Origin of the sequence: Eggerthia catenaformis OT 569 = DSM 20559 (assembly GCF_000340375.1) — a bacterium.
Taxonomy (GTDB): Bacteria; Bacillota_I; Bacilli_A; order Erysipelotrichales; family Coprobacillaceae; genus Eggerthia; species Eggerthia catenaformis.
The window spans coordinates 280422-301799 of the sequence record NZ_KB446646.1 but is presented as its reverse complement, the minus strand read 5'-3'; the positions used below and the strand labels follow the sequence as shown (position 1 = coordinate 301799).

Sequence of the window (21378 nt, the reverse complement as noted above, 5' to 3'; positions counted from 1 at the left end):
CCTCCTTTATTTAAAATAAGTATTGATAAATGATATAAGTGTTTGAGCATATTCATTATCTTTCATTGTATAGAAATAAGCTTCTTTAACCGGAAATAATTCTTTTTCACACTGTGCATGATTATAAAGAGTAAAAACATCTTCTAATGGAACATCCTTATTCATACGAGAATGTATAAATAATGTAGGAATCTTATTATCTTCTATATGATTCATAGGTGTCATAACAGAAAGATTACAATCAATTTCGTTTCTAATCATTCTTTTAATAATAGGATAAGAAATAAAACCCGGGATAGCTGTCTTCTTAAAACAATGCTTCACTAAATAATCCCCGGTATCAGCACATGCTCCATCAGAAATAATAGCTTCTACATTTTTTAGTTTACCTTTATTAGCACACATTAAAATGCAAGAAGCACCCAAGCCTTGTCCATACATTAAAATCTTATGATCCTGCCCATATCTTTTTAAAATATATCTATTCCACAACATTAAATCGGTGATATCTTCATAGCCGAAACCTCGATGATAGCCATCACTTAAGCCATGTGCTTTTGCATCTACTGCCAATATATTAGCATCGGTATGTTCTTTAAAGTAATTAATCTCATTTATTAATGAGGTACTGTCTTCCAAGAATCTATGCATCATAATAATTGTTTTATGACCGGGACCTCTTTCATATAAATAACCGCAAATAATTAATCCATCATGATTTCTTAAACGTACAATCTTTGTATAATTATCCTGTAATTCATTTCTAACAATAGAATAACGATAAAGCATATCATGTGTATAATCACTGACTCTCTTATAAATATAAGCAGATGTTCCTATTGCGGTTAATACTATAAGCTTTTTATTTACTTTCATTGATACCACCCCCGATAATTATCTAATAATAGCCTATTAATATTAGTAATCTGTTCTAATGAACTCATCCTAAACTTCTCATTATCCATTCTGCCGGCAAAAAAGACAACTGCCTGACACAGCTTCTCTCTGACTTCATTTTTTAACTCTTCCGGCAAAGATTCAATAGTAAATACATTAAATAAGAAAGTATTATAATCTTCTTCAAAAATATCTATCAGTAATTCATGACCTTCACTTTTTAAGAAAGCATTTCCTAAAGCAAGATCTAAGTCATAATTTACATAAGTAATACCAACCTTGATAACTTCTCTTAGTATTTCTTTAACTGTTATTCTATACTTTTCATGATTCTGTCTATAGATCGCAGATAAATAAGCATAAATCAGATTATAATTTTTATCTTCTTTATCATCACTAAAATGATATTTATTTTTAAGCATCTGATAAAGAGCATCTTGGTTTTCTGAGGGCTTTAAAAGATTTTTGATATAATCAACCATAATAAATAAAGCAAAACGTGGATTTAGACAAAGATTCTCTATAATCATAAATGTTTCATCAGATGCCGCTTCATAAAAATCATCTATCAATGAATAAAAGTCTTTTAAAATAACTCTTAAGTAATAAAGATGATATTGATATTCAGAATCTAAATAATTAGTATGCGATGAATTCCACTCATATGTATAATTAATAGTATTAAACAACAAAACTATTGAAGCTAAATAATTCTTATATTTCTTATCATCTTTTAATCTATTAATAGCAGGCATGAAAATATCATAAAACAAATCAATGGTCTTCTGACTAATCCCCTGATGATATTTAATATATCCTAAGATATCCATATAATCCATCGGTAATAAAGAAAAAGTTTCTCTATCGGATGATTCAATATATTGAGAATACAATGAATAATGTAATAGTGATGGATACTGTTCTCTTAATAAAATAAGATCTAATATATTATCAATAATACAATCCTTTTCATCCTGACTAATCTTTTCCGAAAACTTAACATCTATCTCATCAGTAATATTAATATCTACAAAGATTTCTGCTGTCCTTAAAGTATCATCAATAATATAATAAATACACTTAAACTCCGATTCATTACTGCGATAAGCACATTTAAATTTATATTTCCCTTTCTTCTTATGAGGATGCTCCTGTTGATATCTCTCAATAGTTTCTTTATTAATAGTCACTAGGATTCACATCCTTATCTCTGATCATTTTAAATCTTGATAGAAAATTATTTTTAATATATTCATTCGCATAAAATATAATATTTTCATCATCATAATCTCCTCCCGAAAAGACAGATGTATCCATAATTTCTATAGTTAAATCTTTATATTCTTCTTCTAAAAGAGAGTAATTCTGTTCTTTCATTATTTCTTTTACCAGTTCAAGACAATGATCAAAATAAGGTTCTTTATCAATTTCTGTAATATGATCCATAAAAAGTCCTCCTGTATTATCATTATAATCAAAAGATTCTTTCTTGACTATCTTAAATACTTAATTTTATAAAAAATAAAGGATTGCTTAAAGGCAATCCTCTGATTAAAAAATCTATTTATCTTTCATATACTTCTTGTAATCATATTCGATTGACTTAGATAAAAGAAAAACTAAAGTCAAAAGAGCAAAAAATGGAAAACAAAGAATCACAATAAATAATACTGGTGATATATGATAGTCCGGATTTATATAAGCTACAATTGAAAATACCAGGCAAAAGATTATAAATACTGTTAATATAGCTAGTATAACTTTAACATGTCGTGGTTTCTCTATTTTTTCAAAAAAGAAATGATATAAATAATTCTTCTTATTCATATAATTAACCTCCTTTTCTATTAGCTGAATATGTCTATATTCCTAAAAAACAAATTTTAGGCTCTATATAGACACACTACAGAAAAACAGAGCAGTACCTCAAATAAAAGAACTCTACTAGTATTCATAATCTCCACCTTTTAAAATATCTTTGAAAACCCTTTCTATTAAAGAAATAATCTCACATTATAATTAATAAGTCAATACATTCACAATAAGATTAATTTTATCTTAAATACTTAATCTCGTCAGTAACTTCTAATCCTTCTTCTTTCAGTTTCTTTTCTACTAATAAAAAAGTATTCTGATTATTAAGCATTGAAGGATCATGAGCATCTACTCCCAGAATAATCTTATTATGATGCTTTTTACATAAGTCTATAAAAGGAATACTGGGATAATGCCTATTAGTAAGATAACCCAGCATATTAAATTCTAAGGGCATATCTATTTCTTTGGCCTTAATACATATTTTTTCTAATTCTAAGAGACTCTTTTTATCTTTCTGATGATACATAACAACATCAGGATGTGCTAAATAACTAAATAATCCTGTATCCATAGCTTCCAATACCTGTGCAGTATATTTCTTTACTTCACTGTAAGACTTTAATGGAAAACCATAATACATCCCTGTTTCATCACTTTGATCATAATGATGTCCCAGTATTAAATAATCTATCTGATATTCTTTTGTTTTATTAATAAGCCAAGGCATTTTATCACTGAAATATTCAGCTTCCAAACCACATTTAATAGTAATTCGATCTTTATATTTCTGTTCTAATGATCTGATGGTATGTACATAATCTTCCAGCTGTGATTCTTCCATACGCATAATCGGATGAAATCCTGATTCATAATGCCAAGGTGTATGATCAGAGAATCCCAGTAATTCAAATCCGGCATCTATCGCTTGATGAATATACTCCTCTTCTGTTCCTATCGCATGATGACATCTGATTGTATGAGTATGATAATTCTTCTTCATAGTCCCTCCTAATAAAGCGGCAGATGGCCTGTCAGGCTATCAGCAAGCCCTTTTTCTAATGGTTCAAGAGCTAAACAGGTATAAGTAGGCTCACCGTGAAATTCAGTAAATCCGGCATCCTGTATTAAAGCACTGATAATACCTTGTGATAAAGCTTTCTGATGAATATCTAACAACTCTTCTTCACTATCTACATAAACACAGATCTTAGCCACACCTTTATCAAACCATTCTGTTAAAGATGTTTTTTTATGACTATCTATAATAATATGACTATTCTCTACTTCAATATCATTTAATAAATCTTCTTTCTTTAAAGCCTTTAAAACAGCTTCTATGCAAGCATGAGAAGCCTGAGCTGCAATCTTTCCTTTTCTCATCTTTAAATCTCTTCTCATCACAATCATTTGTTTTGATACATACATAATGAATCCCCCTCATAAAAAAATGCAGGATACTGCTCCTACATTTTAAACCTATTATAGAAAATCACAAGTATAACCTCTTGTATCTAGTTCTAATTTTTCTACTTTCCATCCTTTAATCAAATCACCTAATTCTTCTTTTAATCTGACTACGCCTTTATCATCATCTGCTTTAATAATAGCCATAATAGTTGGTCCTGCACCTGACAGATAAGCACCTATAATATGAGGATCTTTTTCTAATACCTCCATAATCGGAAAATAATTCTCAATTAATTTGCCACGATAAGGCTGATGAAGCTTATCTTTAAATCCTAATTTAAGTCCTTCATCATAACCATTAATAATAGATGCCACCATTAAGGCTAAATGAGAGACATTTGTGATTGCATCACTTCTGGAAACTTTATCCGGTAATACTGCACGTGCTTTCTCAGTAGAGAGAGTAAAAGGAGGAATTAAGGCAATATAACGATAATCATGCTTAACAGGAATATTCAGTGTTGTAACTTGATTTTCTTTCATGACTGAAACAGTCATTCCGCCAAAAATAGCCGGTGCTACATTATCCGGATGCCCTTCTATAGCAGTTGCCAGATTCAATATATCTTGTCTCTCTTCCTGTCTGTCTAAAAAAGCATAAGCCCCTACAATACCGGCAACAATACAAGTAGAAGATGATCCTAAACCCCTTGTATAAGGAACATCTCCTGATGTTGTTATTTGTAGACCTTTAAATGATAAACCGATATGACCGGCTGCCTGTAAGAAAGCCTGATATGTCATATTATTCTCATTCGCAAACTGAGCAGGACAGCCTTTTATTTCCAGCTTTTCTTCTTCTAATAATTCAAAGACAAAAGTATTATATAAAGTCACTGCCAATCCTGCCGCATCAAATCCCGGACCTAAATTAGCACTTGTAGCAGGAACTCTTATTCTTACATACATCCTAATGTTCCTCTATTCTTTCCCCAATAAAACTTAGTATATCCTCTTTATTGATTATTCCTTGATGCAGAATTTCTTTATCTTTCATATTTTTTAATGGTTCAGGAATCATAATGCCGGTCTCTTCATATAATTGATCAATAGCTTCATAAACATCTTTCTTTTCACCGGTTAATGCTTCATAAACAGATTCCGGAAATTTATAAGGAGAAGCTGTTGATAATAAGATTGTTTTAACAGTATCATTTGTTTCTTTACGATATTTTAAATAAACTCCATAACCAACAGCTGTATGAGTATCTAATAAATAATGATACTTATTAAAACATAACCTGATTATATCAAGAATTTCATTCTCATCTAAATAATTAGCTTGAAATTCTTTTTGAATATCCTTTAGTAATTCTTCGTCTATTCTATAAATACCTGTTTCATTAAGCTCTTTCATATATTCATGAATCTTTAAAGCATCTCGATGACTCATAAAATAAATCAGTCTCTCTAAATTACTGGAAACAAGAATATCCATAGCCGGAGCATTTGTCTTAAAAAACTCTCTTCTAATATCATAAAGACCTGTCTTAAAGAAATCAGTTAATATATTGTTTTTATTAGAGGCAATAATAAACCGATGAACAGGAAGACCCATCTCTTTTGCGATCCATCCTGCCAGACAGTTACCAAAATTACCTGATGGAACAGTAAAGTTTATTTTTTCACCTAACTTGATCACCTGATCATTAACTAAAGAAAAATAGGCATAAAAATAATAGACAATCTGAGGCAGTAAACGCCCGATATTAATAGAATTGGCACTAGATAAAAAAACATGATGCTTCTCACAAAGATCTTTTAATGTCGGTGAAGAAAAAGCTTCTTTAACTGCTCTTTGAGCATCATCAAAATTACCTCTAATCCCGATAACTTCAACATTATCTCCTGTTGTAGTAACCATCTGCTGCTTCTGAATCTTAGAAACACCATCAAGAGGATAAAAAACTTTAATCTCCGTTCCCTTAACATTCTTAAATCCTTCTAAAGCAGCTTTACCGGTATCTCCGGAAGTAACAGCCAAAATCATTACATCTCTTTTCTCACCTTTCTGTTGTAAAGAATAGGTCATAAAATGAGGCAGTAAAGATAATGCCATATCTTTAAAAGCGGCGGTTTGACCATGAAATAATTCACAGACATAAAGATCACCGGCCTTTTTGACAGGTACAATTTCTTCATCAAACAAGCCTGTATTATAAGCTTTATGAATCAATGATCTGATATCTTCTTTACCGGACTCATCTGTAAAACTGCTGATAATCTCAGTTGCTAAATCAACATAATTAAGATTTTTTAAATCTTTTAAGTTCTTCTTTTCAAAGTCGAAATCAGGAACCAATAATCCTCCGTCATCACCTAATCCTTGTAAAATAGACGTATAAAAATCAATAGGCTTTTGTTTTCCTCTTGTACTCTTATATAACTTATCCATAATCCATTCCTTTATCTAATAAATTCTCGGTCTCTATCAGGTATTCCATCTACATCTTCATGATAACGTTCTACTGTCATATGGAGATTATATTTATCCCTTAATAAAATAATATCCTTCATCATTGGAGATTGGTGATGCACATCAATAGATTTCTGATCTTTCCAACTATCAATCAATAAAACTGTTTCTTTATCTTTAGCAGAATAAAAATAATCATAACGCAGATTCCCTTCTTCTTGCCTGATCTTATCAGCAATTCCACTTGATTCCATCTCACTTACAAACTTACGAGCATTTCCATTAGTACCTGTATAATAGATATTTACTGTTATTTTCATATGTCTATCTCCTTTCCCAAATTATAACAAATTCCCCTCTTTATGTCAGTATTATTTTCTGTTTAAAAGCAATCATACATATTTCCATATTTTGGAAAAGACTAGCTATTTATCATAAGACCTTTAATAATATAAATAAAAAGAGGATACTTATAAAGAAAGTGAAACAATGATTGTTGCAGATATGTGTTCAGGTACACTCTTATTAGAAGAAACAGATATTATTAAAGGAAAAAAAGTAACCGATTATCATGGTTATGAAGAGAGACTGCTTAGCGGTCAATTTATTCATGATGAAAATCTGATCACTCCAGTAGGATCTGCTACACCTTATCCTATAACATTTAAAATTGCGGTTTTTGGATTATTAAAAGCTCAGGAAGCCGCTTTTAATATGCAACTTGATTTATTAATGCCGGGCAAACATATTTATACAACCTTAAGATATCCTGATCAGATAGCTCATCCTTATAGTTAATGATTATTGAAGGACTGATTATGCAGGAATTTGCTAAGAAATATTATTAGTTTTCATTGAAAACAATAGAAAATGATTGAAATTAGATAGAATTGCTTATATGATGATAAGTATATTATTAGGGGGAGTTATTATGAGTAAGCTTCAAATACCTGAGAACTATCAGTCTCCATTAGATCTTATAGAAACTGAAGTTGCGGTTAAAATGATAAAAGATACTTTTGAGAGAAGACTGGCTGAACAGTTAAGATTAACACGTGTGTCAGCACCTTTATTCTTATTAAAAAACACAGGATTAAATGATAATTTAAATGGTGTAGAAACACCTGTTTCTTTTAAAAGCTATGAGCTGAATAATGATGATGAAATTGAAATTATTCACTCACTCGCAAAATGGAAGAGAGATGCTTTATATAGATACCGTTTTGAACCGCATACCGGTTTGTATACAGATATGAATGCGATTAGAAAAGATGAAGAATTAGATAATGTTCATTCTTTATATGTTGATCAATGGGACTGGGAAATGGTTATTGATAAAGAAGATCGTAATATAAAATTTTTTGAAGATACTGTTAAGAAAATATATAAAGCTTTATTAGATGTAGAATTTACAATGATTAGACATTATCCGGGATTAGGAGATCCTATTCTTCCTGAAAAGATTAAATTTATTACTACTCAGCAGTTAGAAAATCTTTATCCTGAATTAACTCCAAAAGAAAGAGAAAAAGCCATCGTAAAAGCTTATAAAGCCGTATGTATAGAAAAGATCGGTGATGTTCTCTCTTCCGGTGAAAAACATGATGGACGAGCACCGGATTATGATGACTGGTCATTAAATGGTGATATTCTTGTCTATAATACAGTCTTAGATGATGCTTTAGAATTATCGTCTATGGGTATTAGAGTTGATGAGGTAAGCTTAAAAGAACAGTTAGAAAAAGCTGATGCTATGGAAAGACTCAAATTGCCTTATCATCAGAATATTATCAATAAAGTACTGCCATTATCTGTTGGTGGAGGTATTGGACAAAGCAGAATTTGTATGTTCTTTTTAAGAAAATGTCATATTGGTGAAGTACAGGCTTCATTATGGGATGATGAAACAATGAAGATTTGTGAAGAAAAAGATGTTCATATCTTATAGGAGATTAAAAATGCTAAAAAATCCAGAACAGACAAAAAAAGAAATAATTCTTTGGATCCGAAATTACTTTAAAGAGAATGGTCCGGAATGTACAGCTGTCATTGGTATTTCAGGAGGCAAGGACTCCAGTGTAGCTGCCGCTCTTATGAAAGAAGCTCTAGGTAAAGAAAGAGTTCTTGGAGTCCTCATGCCTAATGGTATCCAAAAAGATATAGAAGATTCTAGAAGCTTAGTCAGAACTCTTGATATTCCTTATATAGAATGTAATATTAATGAAGCTTTCTTAGGTATGCAGCATATGCTTGAAAGCAATGATAAACTTAAGGAAATAACCCATTTAGATACCTTATCTGATGATACAAGAATTAACCTTCCACCCAGACTTCGTATGACAACACTCTATGCAGTAGCTCAAATGCTTCCTCATGGAGGTCGTATTGTGAATACATGTAATAGATCAGAAGATTATGTAGGCTATTCTACGAAATACGGCGATGCTGCCGGAGACTTCTCTCCTCTTTCGAACTTATTAGTTCATGAAGTCTTACAGTTAGGAGAAATATTGAGATTACCTGATTATCTGGTACATAAAGTGCCAAGTGACGGATTAAGCAATCAGAGTGATGAAGATAAACTGGGATTTACTTATCAAACTCTTGATCATTATATCCTAACAGGTGAATGCGAAGATGAACAAACAAAAAAACGTATAGATCATCTTCATACCATTAATCTTCATAAACTAAAACTTATGCCAAGCTTTAAATTAAACAGATAAAATTTTATTCAAAAATCAAAGAAAGATTATAATCAATCTTTCTTTTTAAATGATAAGGATAAAGTTATAATTTGTAATAAATCTGTTTATAACACAGAAAAATTTACTTTTATTACTATTGTATTCAATCTGATAAAGAGATCCTAACCCTACCTTTACTGCTAAAGATCTTTATTATTTTTTTACAATACAAGCAGTCTTAGTGACTCTTTTTTTTATTTTCTTTTTAGCTTATAATAAAGAAAATGGAGGCACTTATGAAAATACTTGCAGGAATTGATATTCATAGTAAACTGTATACTCTTGCCGGTGAGATCGTCAATAAAGAGGAACCTGTTACTATCATTACTGAAAATAAAGAGTTTGTAGAAGATATTTTCTTTGAACATACAGATATCTTAATGAATATTGAAATTAAGACACTTAGAGAATTTCAGAAAGATCTTCTTATTAAGAATCATATTTTTAATCGTCATCTATTACCAAAAACAGATTTCTTATATCTTTTACGTTCTATTCTTTCCAATCATTCCTTCAGTTTCTTTAAACTTAATACAAATCCCTATCCTTTGCTTAAAGAAATCATGCATACAATAGAAATAATTCATCAGGAAAAGATATCATTTGATAAAATACAAGGAGATTCACTCACAATAAGAAAATGTCAGGAACTCTCAGAAATAAATAATTTGCTTATGAAAGCATTAGATAATCATACATTTATCACTTATGAAGAAATGATTGAAGATTTATTAAAACCTATGAACTCTTTATATATCCTAGCAGATAGTTATCCTCACATTATCCAAAGAGATATGTTTAAAAAACTTAATTCTGTTCTCTTATTAAGTTATGATAATAATGATCATTTAGAAAGCTATCAGAAAGATTTTTATTTAGGAGATGTAAGTTATACTTCCGCTTCTCCTCTTTCACTACATTTATTTGATATTGAAGAAGTAGAGAAAATAGAACCGGCTTGTTTATTTATTGGCGGTCATCCCATATTAGAATGTATGAAAGTCACAAGTGATATAAAAGAAAAGCTTTATAAAGAAAAGCTTCATTATCATGATTTTATGATTATAGCTGAAGATCCCATGTATCTTGATTATTTAAAAAGAATCTTTAATGAATGGGATTTTCCTCATGATATAGCTACAGAAAAATCATTTTATTATGATGAAAACTATCAGAGAATAGAAGATTATCTTCATACTCATGATATTAAATGCAGTTTTAACAATCATATTCATTCATTATTAAAATTATCTTTATCATCAGATTATATCAATTATCTTAATTCTATAAGATTTGAAGATCTTATCTCAAGTAAAGAATTATTATTATATATTCAAGAAACATTAAGTAATCAATTAGAAGTCACTGATTCAGGAGATTTTATTCATGTAACTTCTTTTAAGAATGCCTGTTCTATTCATAAAAAATATATTTATTTCATGGGATTAAATGAAGGTTGTGTTCCTCAAGTGATGCAAGAAAATAGTCTTTTATTAGAAGAAGATCTAATATCTCTTAATCATTATCCATTAAGTCTTTCCAAAAGACTGGGAGAACATCATCTTCATATTATTCATGCTTTATCTAATCCGCATAAACAATTCTTCTTTTCATATAGTCAAAATAGTCTGGATGGTAAAGAACTGATGCCTTCTACATTAATGAAAAGACTCTATGAGTTCTTTATTATTAAAGAGAGTAAATCTATGCTTCCGTTGCATACAGTTCCTTTATATCTATTAGGAGGAAGAATAGATAATTATCCTATTAATAATGAAATAGATCACTATAAAGCATCTCATAATAATACTAGTCTGATTGATGAAAAATACAGAAATTTATTAGGAAAAGGTATGAGTATTTCAAGACTGGATATTTATAATCAATGTCCATTTCAATATTATATTCGTTATGGATTAAAGATTTATCCTTCTAAAGAAGATAGCTTATTACCTAATGAACTTGGTTCTTTATGTCATTATATTATGGAAAAAGCATTAGATGATTATGATCATCTTACTGATTATGGATATCAGTATGTTGCTGAGAATCTTAATGATAAATATCAGAATCCTTTAAATCAATATTTAATTGATCATTTAATAGAGGATATGAAATTAAATGTAAAGATTGTTTTAAAGCAACTTAATAACAGTAAGTTTATACCTATTCAATATGAAGAGGAAGTCAAAGGAAAATTAGGGGAAATACCTGTTCAGGGTTATATTGACCGTTTGGATCAGTATAAGAAATACATTAGAATTATTGATTATAAATCAGGTAATAAAGATATTAATCTATCTTATGCTATGCAGGGATTTAATATTCAAATGCTTGTTTATTTAGACCTTTATACTCAAAAGCATCAATTAAAGCCCGGAAGTGTTCTCTACTATTCTATGAAAAAACAGATTCTCAATAAACAATTATCATTAACTGATAATCCTGATTCAAATACCATCTATAAAGCACATCAGATGACAGGTTATGTGATTGATCAAGATGATTATCCGGTGATGAATGCCAGTGATCCTGATAGTATTCCCGCCGTTTTTAAAAGAGATGGTACACCATCAAAAAATTCTAAGATTATTTCAGAATATGAACTTAAAATGATCATTCATGAGATTACATCTTATATTAATGAACTCTATTCCAAGTTAAAATCCGGCGATGTTTCTATCTATCCGGCTAAAAGCAATGAATCATCATATTCTAAAATCTATGCTTGCAGATACTGTGATTATGCCTCTGTGTGTCTTTATGATGTCTTTGAAAATAAAAATAAAGATATTCTATCAGATTATAAAAAAGATTTATTGAAAGGAGCAGAATAATGTCAGATTTTAATCAGGAACAAAGAAAAGCTATTGAACTGAGAAACAAAACTATTCTTGTTTCTGCTCCGGCAGGAAGCGGTAAAACACGTATTCTTGTTTCAAGAATTGATGATCTTATTAAAAAAGATCTTTATCAAATCAAAGAGTTTTTAGTACTTACATTTACTGAAGCTGCCGGTATGGAAATGAAACAAAGACTCAATGAACAGCTTCATCAGGATCTAAAGGATCAGTCACTTGATGAATCTATTAAGATCCATATTAAAGCGCAGATCTTAGATCTGCCTTCCGCTTATATAACTACATTTGATTCATTTTGTGCAGAATTATTAAAAAAATATGGCTATCTTATTAATATTATGCCCGGCTTTGAAATACTTTCTTCACCTGAAACATTACAAAAAGAAGCTATGGAAGAATGCTTAAATAAATGGATTTTAGACTCCCAATTTCAAGATTATATTTCTAGATATAATATTAATAATCACTTTGACAATTTTATATCTCTGATTATACATTATCATAGTGTAACTGCTTCATTTGTAGACTTTGAAACATTTTTATCTCATATCTATAAGAAATACTATTCCTTTAATCAGATAGAGGATTCATCCCTTTTTCAATTAATAAAAGAGATATTCTCTGATGCTTTAGATGAAACTTTATCAAATTATAATAATCTTTATCAGTTTGTATTGGAAAATTCTATTGAGCCATTCTTTGATACTGATAAGAACGGCTTAAGTACTAAAGAAGCTTATGATCAGTATTTTGATAATATAACTCATATATCTGTGAATAGTTATAAAGATCTCGAGAATATCCTACATATGCCTTTAAAGCTACCTCGCATCTCATGGAAAGATTATTCTATCTCTCCAAAAGATAAAGAGTCATTCACAAAACTTAAATCAGCTGTCTTACAGCCATTAAAAAAACTATCAGATAAGATTTCTATTGTATCATTAGATGATTTTAAGGATCTTCTTCAATATACATTTAAAGATATCTATTATCTTTTAGGAAAAGATGGGCTACTACAAAAATTTCAAGAGGTCTTCAGAAAAAAGAAGCAAGAACAGAATATGCTTGATTTTCATGATTTAGAAGACTATGCCTCTCAATTATTAGATAAACCTGAAGTGAAAGACAAGCTTCATAATCTCTTTAAAGAGATTATGATTGATGAATATCAGGATACTAACCAGATCCAAGAAAATCTTGTACTTAAGATAGCTCAAGGTAATACGGATATTCCTATGTTTATGGTTGGTGATATGAAACAATCTATTTACCGTTTTAGACAGGCTGATCCATCTATTTTTAAATATAAATTTGATCATTTTATACCTTTAGAGCAATCTAATCAAGATGATCATAATATCCGTATTGACTTAAAATATAATTATCGATCTCAAAAAGCAGTATTAGACTGTATCAACTATATCTTTGACTGTATTATGGATGAAAAGATAGGGGGATTAAAGTATCTGGAAGATCCTAATGCACAATTAAGATATGATTATCAGGCAAAACATACAACTTTAGCGGATCTTAAAGATAATCATGAATATGATACTGATATTATTTTAGCTGTTACTAATAATGATCATACTTATACAAAAGCCGAAATAGAAGCCCATATGATTGCAAAAAAGATTCTTTCATTAAAAAATTCATATGAATATAAAGATATAGCTGTACTAATGCGTTCGACAACAGATTTTATTACTTTTAAGAAAGTCTTTGAATCATATAAAATACCTGCAAACATTACTTTATCTAAAGGTCTTCATGATGCTCCTGAAATTAAAGCTTTAATTGCATTATTAAAAGCTATTCATAATCCTTATGATGATATTTCTTTATTGTCTGTTCTTCATAATCATTTTTCATTTTCATCATTTAATGAAAATGAATTATTTGGAATCAGACAGTATACAGAACCAATGAAACCATTATATCTTGACTTACAGTCATCTTCATTACCAAAAGTTCGGCATTTTTTAGAGGTTTTTGAACATTTAAGAACATATAGCTGTTCTCATAATGCTTATGAAACTCTCATTGAATCATTAAGATTATCTGCTTATCAGGAATTTGTGAGTGCCTTAATTAATGGTGAACAAAGAAGTGCTAATATTGATGCCTTAACTGAACTGCTAAGAAACGATAAATCACCTTATTTAAAAGATACTTTAGCTAAGCTGGAAAATAACACTCAGGCTGCTCCCGGTGTTATTGCGAGTGATGACAGTAACTCTGTCAGCTTTATGACTATTCATAAATCTAAAGGATTACAGTTTAAAGTTGTCTTTGTAGCTAATCTTCAAAAACGCTTTAATAAGTCTGATGAAACACCATTAATTTTATTAGATAAGGAAGTAGGTATCGGATCAAAAGCACGTATTTATAAAAAAAGTGAATTTGGACCGATATTAACTGAAATAGAGAATCCTTATCGTCATATGATTGCCCATTATATTCATAAGAATGCTTTAGATGAAGAAATGCGTATTCTCTATGTTGCTTTAACTCGTGCCGAAAATAAATTAATTTTATCCGGTGTGATTGATAATCAGGAACAGCTTGCCTCTTTAGAAAAAAAAGTTAAAATAAATGACACTGATGAGACGGCAAAACCTTCATCAGTTATCCTTAACAAATCTATTCGTTCTACTAATAATTATCTGCAATGGATACTAGCTTCTGTATTAAGAAACAAGAATTTAAATACTGATGAAACAGCACTTGCTTATTTTCATCTTCATTATTATGAAATAAATGATATAATCTCACAACATAGCTTAGCATCTCAGTCTGATCATTCTCTTGATCAGACCTATCAGGCTTATTATTCTTATGTTTATCCTTATAAAGATTATCATCGCTCTATTGCGGTTACTAAAAAACAGGCTTTAGAAGATGAAAAGCATTTTGAATATTTTGATACTACCAATAAAAATAGAACCGATGCATTATCATTAGGTACTTTAGTTCATAATGTTTTATCTTTCTTAGATTTTAAGAGTGATGAAGATATTATAGATAAACTCTCATATCAGGATTTCTTTAATGAAGAAGATTACCGAAAAATTAATGATTATAAATCTCATATTCTATCCTTTATTCATAGCGATACTTATCAACTTATTAAAGAAAGTGATACTATTTATAAAGAAAAGCCTTTCTTATATAAAGATCACGATGAAATTATTAAAGGTATTTTTGACTTAGTCTTTATTAAAGATCAGACAGTATCTGTATTAGATTATAAAACAGATCGTATAACTCCCCATACCGGTAATTCTGCTTTAGTAAATAAACATCGTATACAGCTTGAATACTATAAAAAAGTATTAAAAGCTTATTATCCTGGTTATAAAGTACAAGGATATGTTTATTACTTGGAAACCGGAAAACTTGTTGAAGTATAAACATATTAAATCAAAGAAAATTTCTTAATTGCTTTTCTATTTCACCTTTTGAAAGCTGTAATATAAAGTTTTACATTTATTTAATCATCCTTAACTTCAAAATTATTTATAAGATTATCAGTATCCATTATACTAAGTGACCAAATCTCTTTATCTCTTATGATTTCATCATAAATATTATCATCACTATCTATAATTTCTATTGTTCCATTTCCACCATCATTTATTTTATTGGATTATTTTAATAGGATTCACTATTGTAAAATGTTGAATTTCTATAATTAATATCTTTTCCAGTTATTAAAATATAACTATCATTGAAAGATTACTCTATTTTTTGTAGAATGAAGTATAGAAGGTGAAAAGATGAGATTTATAGAATTTGGAAAAAAAGCATATCCAACAATTATATTAATTCATGGCGGAGGGCTTGCTCACTGGTCATTCTTCCCGGTCGCAAAAGAGTTAGAAAAGAATTATCATGTTGTTCTTCCATGTCTTTCAGGACATGGTGGAGAAATGGATACATATGTCAGTCATGAAGAATGTGCACAAAAGATTATGAGTTATATCCATAGTGAATGTCATGGTAAAATATTTGCGATTGGAGGCTTATCAGTTGGTGCTCAAATAGCATTAACTGTCTTATCTAAAGATTCAAAAATTGCTCAATATGCAATTATTGAAAGCTGTGAAGTGATTCCATCCATATCTACAAAAACTATCCTAACACCTGCTATTAAGACTATTTATCCTTTAATTAAACAAAAATGGTTTAGTAAGAAACAAGCGGAAGCAATAAGTGTTCCCGATACAATGTGGTCTTATTATTATCGTGATATTCAAAAAATGTCTTCTGCTTCACTCACAAATCTAGTCAAAGATTCTATGAGTTATACAATTCCGCCAACTTTAAAAAATACTCTAGCTCATACACTTATCTTATTTGGTGAAAAAGAAGTACATTCAGTCAGAAAAAGTGCTCGTCTAATCAGTAAAACTATTCCTCATTCTCAGCTTTATACAACATTAGGCATGAAACATGGAGAATTTAGTCTACAGCATCCAAAACATTATGCCCGATTACTGCAAAGATTCTTTAAGCTATGAAAAAAGACTTTTCTTAATGGAAAGTCTTTTTCTATCTCTAAAATTGTATATTATACATTTTTTATACTTATATTCTTTTAAATCGGATTTAAAAGAAATGTTAGTTTTACCGGATTATGATCAGAATATTTAAAATGATAATTTTTTGTTTCAATTTTCTTAATAGTAATATTTTTAGAAACCATATAACCGTCAATCATATAATATTGATGATTAAACTTATTTCTATAAGCTTTATCCAATGATCTGGCCGTCGGATAAGTATTATCCATGACACAATTAAAACCTTTAAAAACAGATGTATCTATCGTTCCCGGTTGCCACTTATTTTTATACCGAGGATAGTTTTGTAATGAAATATGCGTAAATGTCTGATTAAAATCTCCTCCGGCAATGACATAATTACCTTTTTTATATTCATCTTCAATAAGTTTCTTAACAGCTTCTGTTTGTTTCTTCTTACCTTCACCTTTATCAAAAGCTTCTAAATGAAGATTGATAATAACCAGCTGTTTTTTGGTATTCTTAATGTTGATCCTGTTTAATGTTAAACATCTTTTAAGATTAACTGTACGGCTAGGCCATTTAAAAGGAATTGGAAGCTGATATCTTAATGATGAATTTATACGATATGCTGAATATGTTTCTATTCCTGAATTTACTCTTCCGATAGGAGGTAAAGGATAAGGAACATAGAAAGCTTTAAAATTCAAGGCAGAACTGCTTGAATAATAAGGAAGTGCAGCAGATAATACTTTCTGTTCATTTATATAATAGCTTCTTTTTGAATCATAATCAACTTCCTGAAATAAAGCAAAGTCCGGTTTTTCATTCTTAATAATATTCTGAATACCTATCAAGTTCTTCTGAACACTTTCTTTAGTAGAGCTTTGTACGGATTTTCCCCCATCCATAAAGAAGTCAGCCTGTTCACCTAAAGCACCATAACCAATATTCCAAGTTAATATATTCATTTCCTGATTAAGTGAAACCTCTTTTTTTAAAGAATTCTGAACCAAAGGAATTATTGCTTTATTAGCAGGCTGATATTCTTTATAAGTTAATAATCCTAATCCGGATATAGCTAATACAAGAATACAAATAAGAATATTTCTAATCATCTTTAATAATTTTTTCATAATAATCTCCCGAGACTATTATATACTTTTTTCAGTTTCATTCAAATCAAACTGACTATAATAAAGATGATAATAAAAACCCTTCTGTTTAAGCAGTTCATGATGTGTTCCCTGCTCAATAATATGTCCATCTTTCATAGCTATAATCTTATCCGCTTTTTGAATAGTAGAAAGTCTATGAGCTACAATAAATGATGTCTTATCTTTCATCATCTTATCAAAAGCAGACTGAATCTGTTTTTCTGTACGAGTATCAATAGATGATGTTGCTTCATCCAATATCAGCATAGGAGGATTAGCAAGCATAATACGGGCAATACATAAAAGCTGTCTTTGTCCATTAGAAAGATTAGCCCCTTCTTCACTAAGTAAAGCATCATAACCATCCTTAAGTTGCATAATAAACTTATGAGCATGAGCATTCTTAGCCGCTTCAATAATTTCTTCTTCACTAGAATGATCTGAACCAAAAGCAATATTTTCTTTAATAGTTCCTTTAAACAACCATGTGTCCTGTAAAACCATACCATATAAAGAACGTATATACTCTCTTGTCATCTTATTCATATTGATACCATCAATCAAAATAGAGCCGGAAACAGGTTCATAAAATTTCATTAATAAATTAATAAGTGTTGTTTTACCACATCCCGTTGGACCGACAATCGCAACCGTTTCACCGGCTTTTACTGACAGATTAAAATCTTCTATAAGCTTGTGTTCCGGATTATATGAAAAATAAATATTCTTAATTTCAATATTTCCTTTAGGATGATCAATAGTAGAAGGATGATCAGGTCTTTTAATATCTTTCTGGTCTAATATCATAAAGACTCTATCAGCACATGCAAGAGATGTTTCAAGTTCAGTAAAGACATTTGAAATATCATTAAAAGGTTTTGTATATTGATTAGCATAACTTAAAAAACTGGAAAGAATACCTACTGTTAAGTGCCCATTAACAACACTGAGAGCACCAAATAAACATACTGAAGCATATACGATTGCATTCACCACTCTCGTTGATGGATTAACTAAAGCCCCTAAAAATTGTGATTTTACACCTGAATGAAAGAGTCTCTGATTGATTTGATCAAATGCTTTGATATTCTCCCGTTCATGAGCAAAAGCCTTAACAATCTTCTGATTTCCTACCATTTCTTCTACAAAACCGGATAATTCTCCTCTAATAGACAACTGTTCTTTAAAATACTTATAAGTCTTTGAAGCAATTAAAGAAGAAACAATTAATGAGAAGGGTGTAAGTATAATAACAATAAGTGCTATCTGTATATTAATAGAAAGCATAAATCCTATTGTTCCCAGAATAGTCATAATTCCTGAAAATAAGTTTGTAAATCCCTGTAAGAGTCCATCACCAATTAAATCAATATCAGCAATCATTCTATTCATAAGATCACCATGAGAAGAAGAATCTATATAAGATAAAGGAAGTTCATGATACTTATTAAATAAGACTTTTCTTAACTGCTGAGTAATTTCAAAAGTCAGCTTATTTGAAAACCTTAATACAAGATAGTGAAAACAGGCAGCTAATAAAACAGTTATTATGATCAATAGTATTCTTTGATAAAGTAATAAGAAATCTACTTTTGAAGGTCCAATCATTGTATCAATAGCTCGACCAGTTAAGATCGGTATTAAAAGAGTGAAAATAATATGAATGAGAGAACATAATAAAGCAAGAAATAAATATTTTTTATAAGGTTTAACAAAACTCATCAAACGAGAAAAAGTATGATTATTATTCATTGATATCACCTTCTGTCTGTGAATGAACTATTTCTTTATAGAGTCGGCAAGAATGAATAAGTTCATGATGTGTTCCCTTTCCGGCTAAATGACCATGATCCAAAACAAGAATCTGATCACAATTTCTTATTGCTGATACTCTTTGAGATACAATGATGACAGTAGTCTGTAAAGTCTTTAAATCTCTTCTTAAAGCAGCATCTGTCGCATAATCCAAAGCACTTGATGCATCATCTAAAATAAGCAATTCGGGCTTTTTAACTAATGCTCTTGCGATTGTTAATCTCTGTCTTTGTCCTCCTGAAATGTTCTTCCCGGATGCTTCAATCTTTGTTTCCAATCCTTCTTTATTAGAAAAAACAAAATCATATGATTGTGAAATACGTAAAGCTTCTATTAGATCTATATCTGAGGCATTCGGATTTCCCCATAATAGATTATCTCTAATAGTTCCTCTAAATAGAACAGCATTCTGAGGGACAAGAGCAAGCATTGATCTTAATGACTGATAAGAATATTTTTTAATATTCTGATCTTTTATTTTTATCTCTCCTTTATCGATATCATAAAAACGTGGAATGAGTGAAATCAATGAACTTTTCCCTGATCCGGTACCTCCAATAATACCAATTGTCTGATTCTTCGATAATTCAAAACTAATATGTGATAAAGCTTCTCCTTTAGGATAAGAAAAAGAAACATCTTCAAAAGAAAGAAAAGTAGTATATGTTTCCGGTATTGAAGAGTGACCTTCAATAATAACCGGCTTTGTATCCAATACTTCAGAAACTCTTACATAAGATGCTTTGGCTTTAATATAGATAAGAATTACATTAGCAAAAGCATACATGGATAAAAGAATACTATTCATATAATTAATTAAAGCTATTACTTCTCCCTGAGTCAATGAACCATCATTAACAAAACGTCCGCCCAGCAAAAGAATAATAATAATTCCCGTATTAACAATAACTGTTGTCAGAGGATTTAACATAGAGGCTATATTACCTGAATAAAGCTGTAAAGACTTCTGTTTTTCAGTCATATCTTCAAAACGTTTCTTTTCACTGGACTGTTTATTAAATGCACGAATCACTCTGATACCGGCGAGATTTTCTCTTGTGATAAGAGAGACTTTATCTAACAACTTTTGGATTTTTATATAGATAGGCTGAGTACGACTCATAATAAAATAAATAGAAAATGCCAGTAAAAAAGAAATAAAAATAAATATTATGCCTATTTTTACTGAAATAGTAAAACTCATAATTAATGAACCGATAATAATAAAAGGAGAACGAGAGGCTAATCTGATTGTCATGGCAACTGCCAACTGAAGCTGATTCACATCATTAGAAATACGAGTAATCAAAGCAGGTGTTCCTATATCATCTAAGTTTTCATAATCATATTTATTAACTCTATCAAACATTTCCTTTCTCATCAAAGTACCAAATCCCTGTGAAGAAAGAGAGGCATAATACTGACAGACAATAGCACAGCAATATCCGGCTAATGATAATGCATACATAACAAGACCCATTTTGATAATATAGGATGTATTATGACCGGTTATTCCATCATCAATAATATGAGCAACTACTAAAGGTATCAGCAGTTCAAAGAATGCTTCTATTAATTTAAAAATGAATCCTAATAATGCCTGTTTACGATAACTCCAAATATATTTCTTCCAATACATAACATTCCCTCCACGCCCTTATTATATTAAAT

The 21378-nt window shown here is 29.9% G+C and carries 18 protein-coding genes; 6 read left to right on the top strand and 12 right to left on the bottom strand.

The window, feature by feature from the left end:
• Positions 1-6: 6 nt before the first annotated feature.
• The 9 genes from HMPREF9943_RS01400 to HMPREF9943_RS01360 all read right to left on the bottom strand — a co-directional run bounded on the left by HMPREF9943_RS01400 (position 7) and on the right by HMPREF9943_RS01360 (position 6918).
• Positions 7-876: an alpha/beta hydrolase gene (locus tag HMPREF9943_RS01400; protein ID WP_004801357.1), complete on the bottom strand. Its 870-nt coding sequence runs from the start codon at positions 874-876 to the stop codon at positions 7-9.
• Complete coding sequence (locus HMPREF9943_RS01395; RefSeq protein WP_004801355.1) at positions 873-2087, bottom strand: hypothetical protein; 1215 nt, start codon at positions 2085-2087, stop codon at positions 873-875. Before HMPREF9943_RS01395 ends, HMPREF9943_RS01400 begins: the two co-directional genes overlap by 4 nt.
• Positions 2077-2343 carry a hypothetical protein gene (locus HMPREF9943_RS01390; protein ID WP_004801352.1) on the bottom strand — a complete coding sequence of 89 codons (267 nt, stop codon included), beginning with the start codon at positions 2341-2343 and terminating at the stop codon, positions 2077-2079. Before HMPREF9943_RS01390 ends, HMPREF9943_RS01395 begins: the two co-directional genes overlap by 11 nt.
• Positions 2344-2457: 114 nt before the next feature.
• Positions 2458-2724, bottom strand: a complete 267-nt coding sequence (locus tag HMPREF9943_RS01385; RefSeq protein ID WP_004801351.1) for a hypothetical protein — start codon at positions 2722-2724, stop codon at positions 2458-2460.
• Positions 2725-2950: 226 nt separating this feature from the next.
• The gene (locus tag HMPREF9943_RS01380; protein ID WP_004801349.1) at positions 2951-3715 is read right to left on the bottom strand and encodes a histidinol-phosphatase; all 765 of its coding nucleotides are present in this window, start codon (positions 3713-3715) and stop codon (positions 2951-2953) included.
• An 8-nt stretch (positions 3716-3723) separates the two neighbouring features.
• Positions 3724-4140, bottom strand: coding sequence for an aminoacyl-tRNA hydrolase (pth2, locus tag HMPREF9943_RS01375; protein ID WP_004801347.1), 417 nt, complete (start codon positions 4138-4140; stop codon positions 3724-3726).
• Positions 4141-4194: 54 nt separating this feature from the next.
• Complete coding sequence (gene thrB / locus HMPREF9943_RS01370; protein WP_004801346.1) at positions 4195-5091, bottom strand: homoserine kinase; 897 nt, start codon at positions 5089-5091, stop codon at positions 4195-4197.
• A gap of 1 nt (position 5092) precedes the next feature.
• Positions 5093-6577, bottom strand: coding sequence for a threonine synthase (gene thrC / locus HMPREF9943_RS01365; protein WP_004801344.1), 1485 nt, complete (start codon positions 6575-6577; stop codon positions 5093-5095).
• Positions 6578-6588: 11 nt separating this feature from the next.
• On the bottom strand, positions 6589-6918 hold the full coding sequence (locus HMPREF9943_RS01360; RefSeq protein WP_004801342.1) for a putative quinol monooxygenase: 330 nt from the start codon (positions 6916-6918) through the stop codon (positions 6589-6591).
• A gap of 169 nt (positions 6919-7087) precedes the next feature.
• Here HMPREF9943_RS01360 and HMPREF9943_RS09620 point away from each other — a divergent pair, with 169 nt between their 5' ends.
• The 6 genes from HMPREF9943_RS09620 to HMPREF9943_RS01330 all read left to right on the top strand — a co-directional run bounded on the left by HMPREF9943_RS09620 (position 7088) and on the right by HMPREF9943_RS01330 (position 16732).
• Positions 7088-7396 (top strand): type 1 glutamine amidotransferase family protein, encoded by a 309-nt coding sequence (locus HMPREF9943_RS09620; protein WP_004801340.1) that lies wholly within the window; start codon positions 7088-7090, stop codon positions 7394-7396.
• Positions 7397-7529: 133 nt separating this feature from the next.
• Entirely contained in the window at positions 7530-8546 is a 1017-nt protein-coding gene (gene asnA / locus HMPREF9943_RS01350; protein WP_004801337.1) for an aspartate--ammonia ligase, read from the top strand.
• Positions 8547-8556: 10 nt separating this feature from the next.
• Positions 8557-9324, top strand: coding sequence for an NAD(+) synthase (gene nadE, locus HMPREF9943_RS01345; RefSeq protein WP_004801335.1), 768 nt, complete (start codon positions 8557-8559; stop codon positions 9322-9324).
• A 257-nt stretch (positions 9325-9581) separates the two neighbouring features.
• Positions 9582-12182, top strand: a complete 2601-nt coding sequence (locus HMPREF9943_RS01340; RefSeq protein ID WP_004801333.1) for a PD-(D/E)XK nuclease family protein — start codon at positions 9582-9584, stop codon at positions 12180-12182.
• Positions 12182-15622 (top strand): UvrD-helicase domain-containing protein, encoded by a 3441-nt coding sequence (locus HMPREF9943_RS01335; RefSeq protein WP_004801332.1) that lies wholly within the window; start codon positions 12182-12184, stop codon positions 15620-15622. The genes HMPREF9943_RS01340 and HMPREF9943_RS01335 overlap by 1 nt, the downstream gene beginning before the upstream one ends.
• Before the next feature lie 366 nt (positions 15623-15988).
• Entirely contained in the window at positions 15989-16732 is a 744-nt protein-coding gene (locus HMPREF9943_RS01330; protein ID WP_004801330.1) for an alpha/beta fold hydrolase, read from the top strand.
• Positions 16733-16809: 77 nt separating this feature from the next.
• Here the strand turns inward: HMPREF9943_RS01330 and HMPREF9943_RS01325 are convergent, their stop codons facing one another.
• The 3 genes from HMPREF9943_RS01325 to HMPREF9943_RS01315 are packed head-to-tail and all read right to left on the bottom strand — an operon-like array spanning position 16810 to position 21346.
• Positions 16810-17871, bottom strand: coding sequence for an endonuclease/exonuclease/phosphatase family protein (locus tag HMPREF9943_RS01325; RefSeq protein ID WP_004801328.1), 1062 nt, complete (start codon positions 17869-17871; stop codon positions 16810-16812).
• Positions 17872-17889: 18 nt separating this feature from the next.
• Positions 17890-19644, bottom strand: coding sequence for an ABC transporter ATP-binding protein (locus HMPREF9943_RS01320; protein ID WP_004801326.1), 1755 nt, complete (start codon positions 19642-19644; stop codon positions 17890-17892).
• Complete coding sequence (locus HMPREF9943_RS01315) at positions 19637-21346, bottom strand: ABC transporter ATP-binding protein (RefSeq protein WP_004801324.1); 1710 nt, start codon at positions 21344-21346, stop codon at positions 19637-19639. Before HMPREF9943_RS01315 ends, HMPREF9943_RS01320 begins: the two co-directional genes overlap by 8 nt.
• Positions 21347-21378 lie beyond the last annotated feature (32 nt).

Excerpts from the sequence above, each read along its gene's own strand:
- HMPREF9943_RS01400 (WP_004801357.1), bottom strand. The coding sequence starts at position 876 with ATGAAAGTAAATAAAAAGCTTATAGTATTAACCGCAATAGGAACATCT.
- HMPREF9943_RS01390 (WP_004801352.1), bottom strand. The coding sequence starts at position 2,343 with ATGGATCATATTACAGAAATTGATAAAGAACCTTATTTTGATCATTGT.
- HMPREF9943_RS01385 (WP_004801351.1), bottom strand. The coding sequence starts at position 2,724 with ATGAATAAGAAGAATTATTTATATCATTTCTTTTTTGAAAAAATAGAG.
- HMPREF9943_RS01380 (WP_004801349.1), bottom strand. The coding sequence starts at position 3,715 with ATGAAGAAGAATTATCATACTCATACAATCAGATGTCATCATGCGATA.
- pth2 (WP_004801347.1), bottom strand. The coding sequence starts at position 4,140 with ATGTATGTATCAAAACAAATGATTGTGATGAGAAGAGATTTAAAGATG.
- thrB (WP_004801346.1), bottom strand. The coding sequence starts at position 5,091 with ATGTATGTAAGAATAAGAGTTCCTGCTACAAGTGCTAATTTAGGTCCG.
- thrC (WP_004801344.1), bottom strand. The coding sequence starts at position 6,577 with ATGGATAAGTTATATAAGAGTACAAGAGGAAAACAAAAGCCTATTGAT.
- HMPREF9943_RS01360 (WP_004801342.1), bottom strand. The coding sequence starts at position 6,918 with ATGAAAATAACAGTAAATATCTATTATACAGGTACTAATGGAAATGCT.
- HMPREF9943_RS09620 (WP_004801340.1), top strand. The coding sequence starts at position 7,088 with ATGATTGTTGCAGATATGTGTTCAGGTACACTCTTATTAGAAGAAACA.
- asnA (WP_004801337.1), top strand. The coding sequence starts at position 7,530 with ATGAGTAAGCTTCAAATACCTGAGAACTATCAGTCTCCATTAGATCTT.
- nadE (WP_004801335.1), top strand. The coding sequence starts at position 8,557 with ATGCTAAAAAATCCAGAACAGACAAAAAAAGAAATAATTCTTTGGATC.
- HMPREF9943_RS01340 (WP_004801333.1), top strand. The coding sequence starts at position 9,582 with ATGAAAATACTTGCAGGAATTGATATTCATAGTAAACTGTATACTCTT.
- HMPREF9943_RS01335 (WP_004801332.1), top strand. The coding sequence starts at position 12,182 with ATGTCAGATTTTAATCAGGAACAAAGAAAAGCTATTGAACTGAGAAAC.
- HMPREF9943_RS01330 (WP_004801330.1), top strand. The coding sequence starts at position 15,989 with ATGAGATTTATAGAATTTGGAAAAAAAGCATATCCAACAATTATATTA.
- HMPREF9943_RS01325 (WP_004801328.1), bottom strand. The coding sequence starts at position 17,871 with ATGAAAAAATTATTAAAGATGATTAGAAATATTCTTATTTGTATTCTT.
- HMPREF9943_RS01320 (WP_004801326.1), bottom strand. The coding sequence starts at position 19,644 with ATGAATAATAATCATACTTTTTCTCGTTTGATGAGTTTTGTTAAACCT.
- HMPREF9943_RS01315 (WP_004801324.1), bottom strand. The coding sequence starts at position 21,346 with ATGTATTGGAAGAAATATATTTGGAGTTATCGTAAACAGGCATTATTA.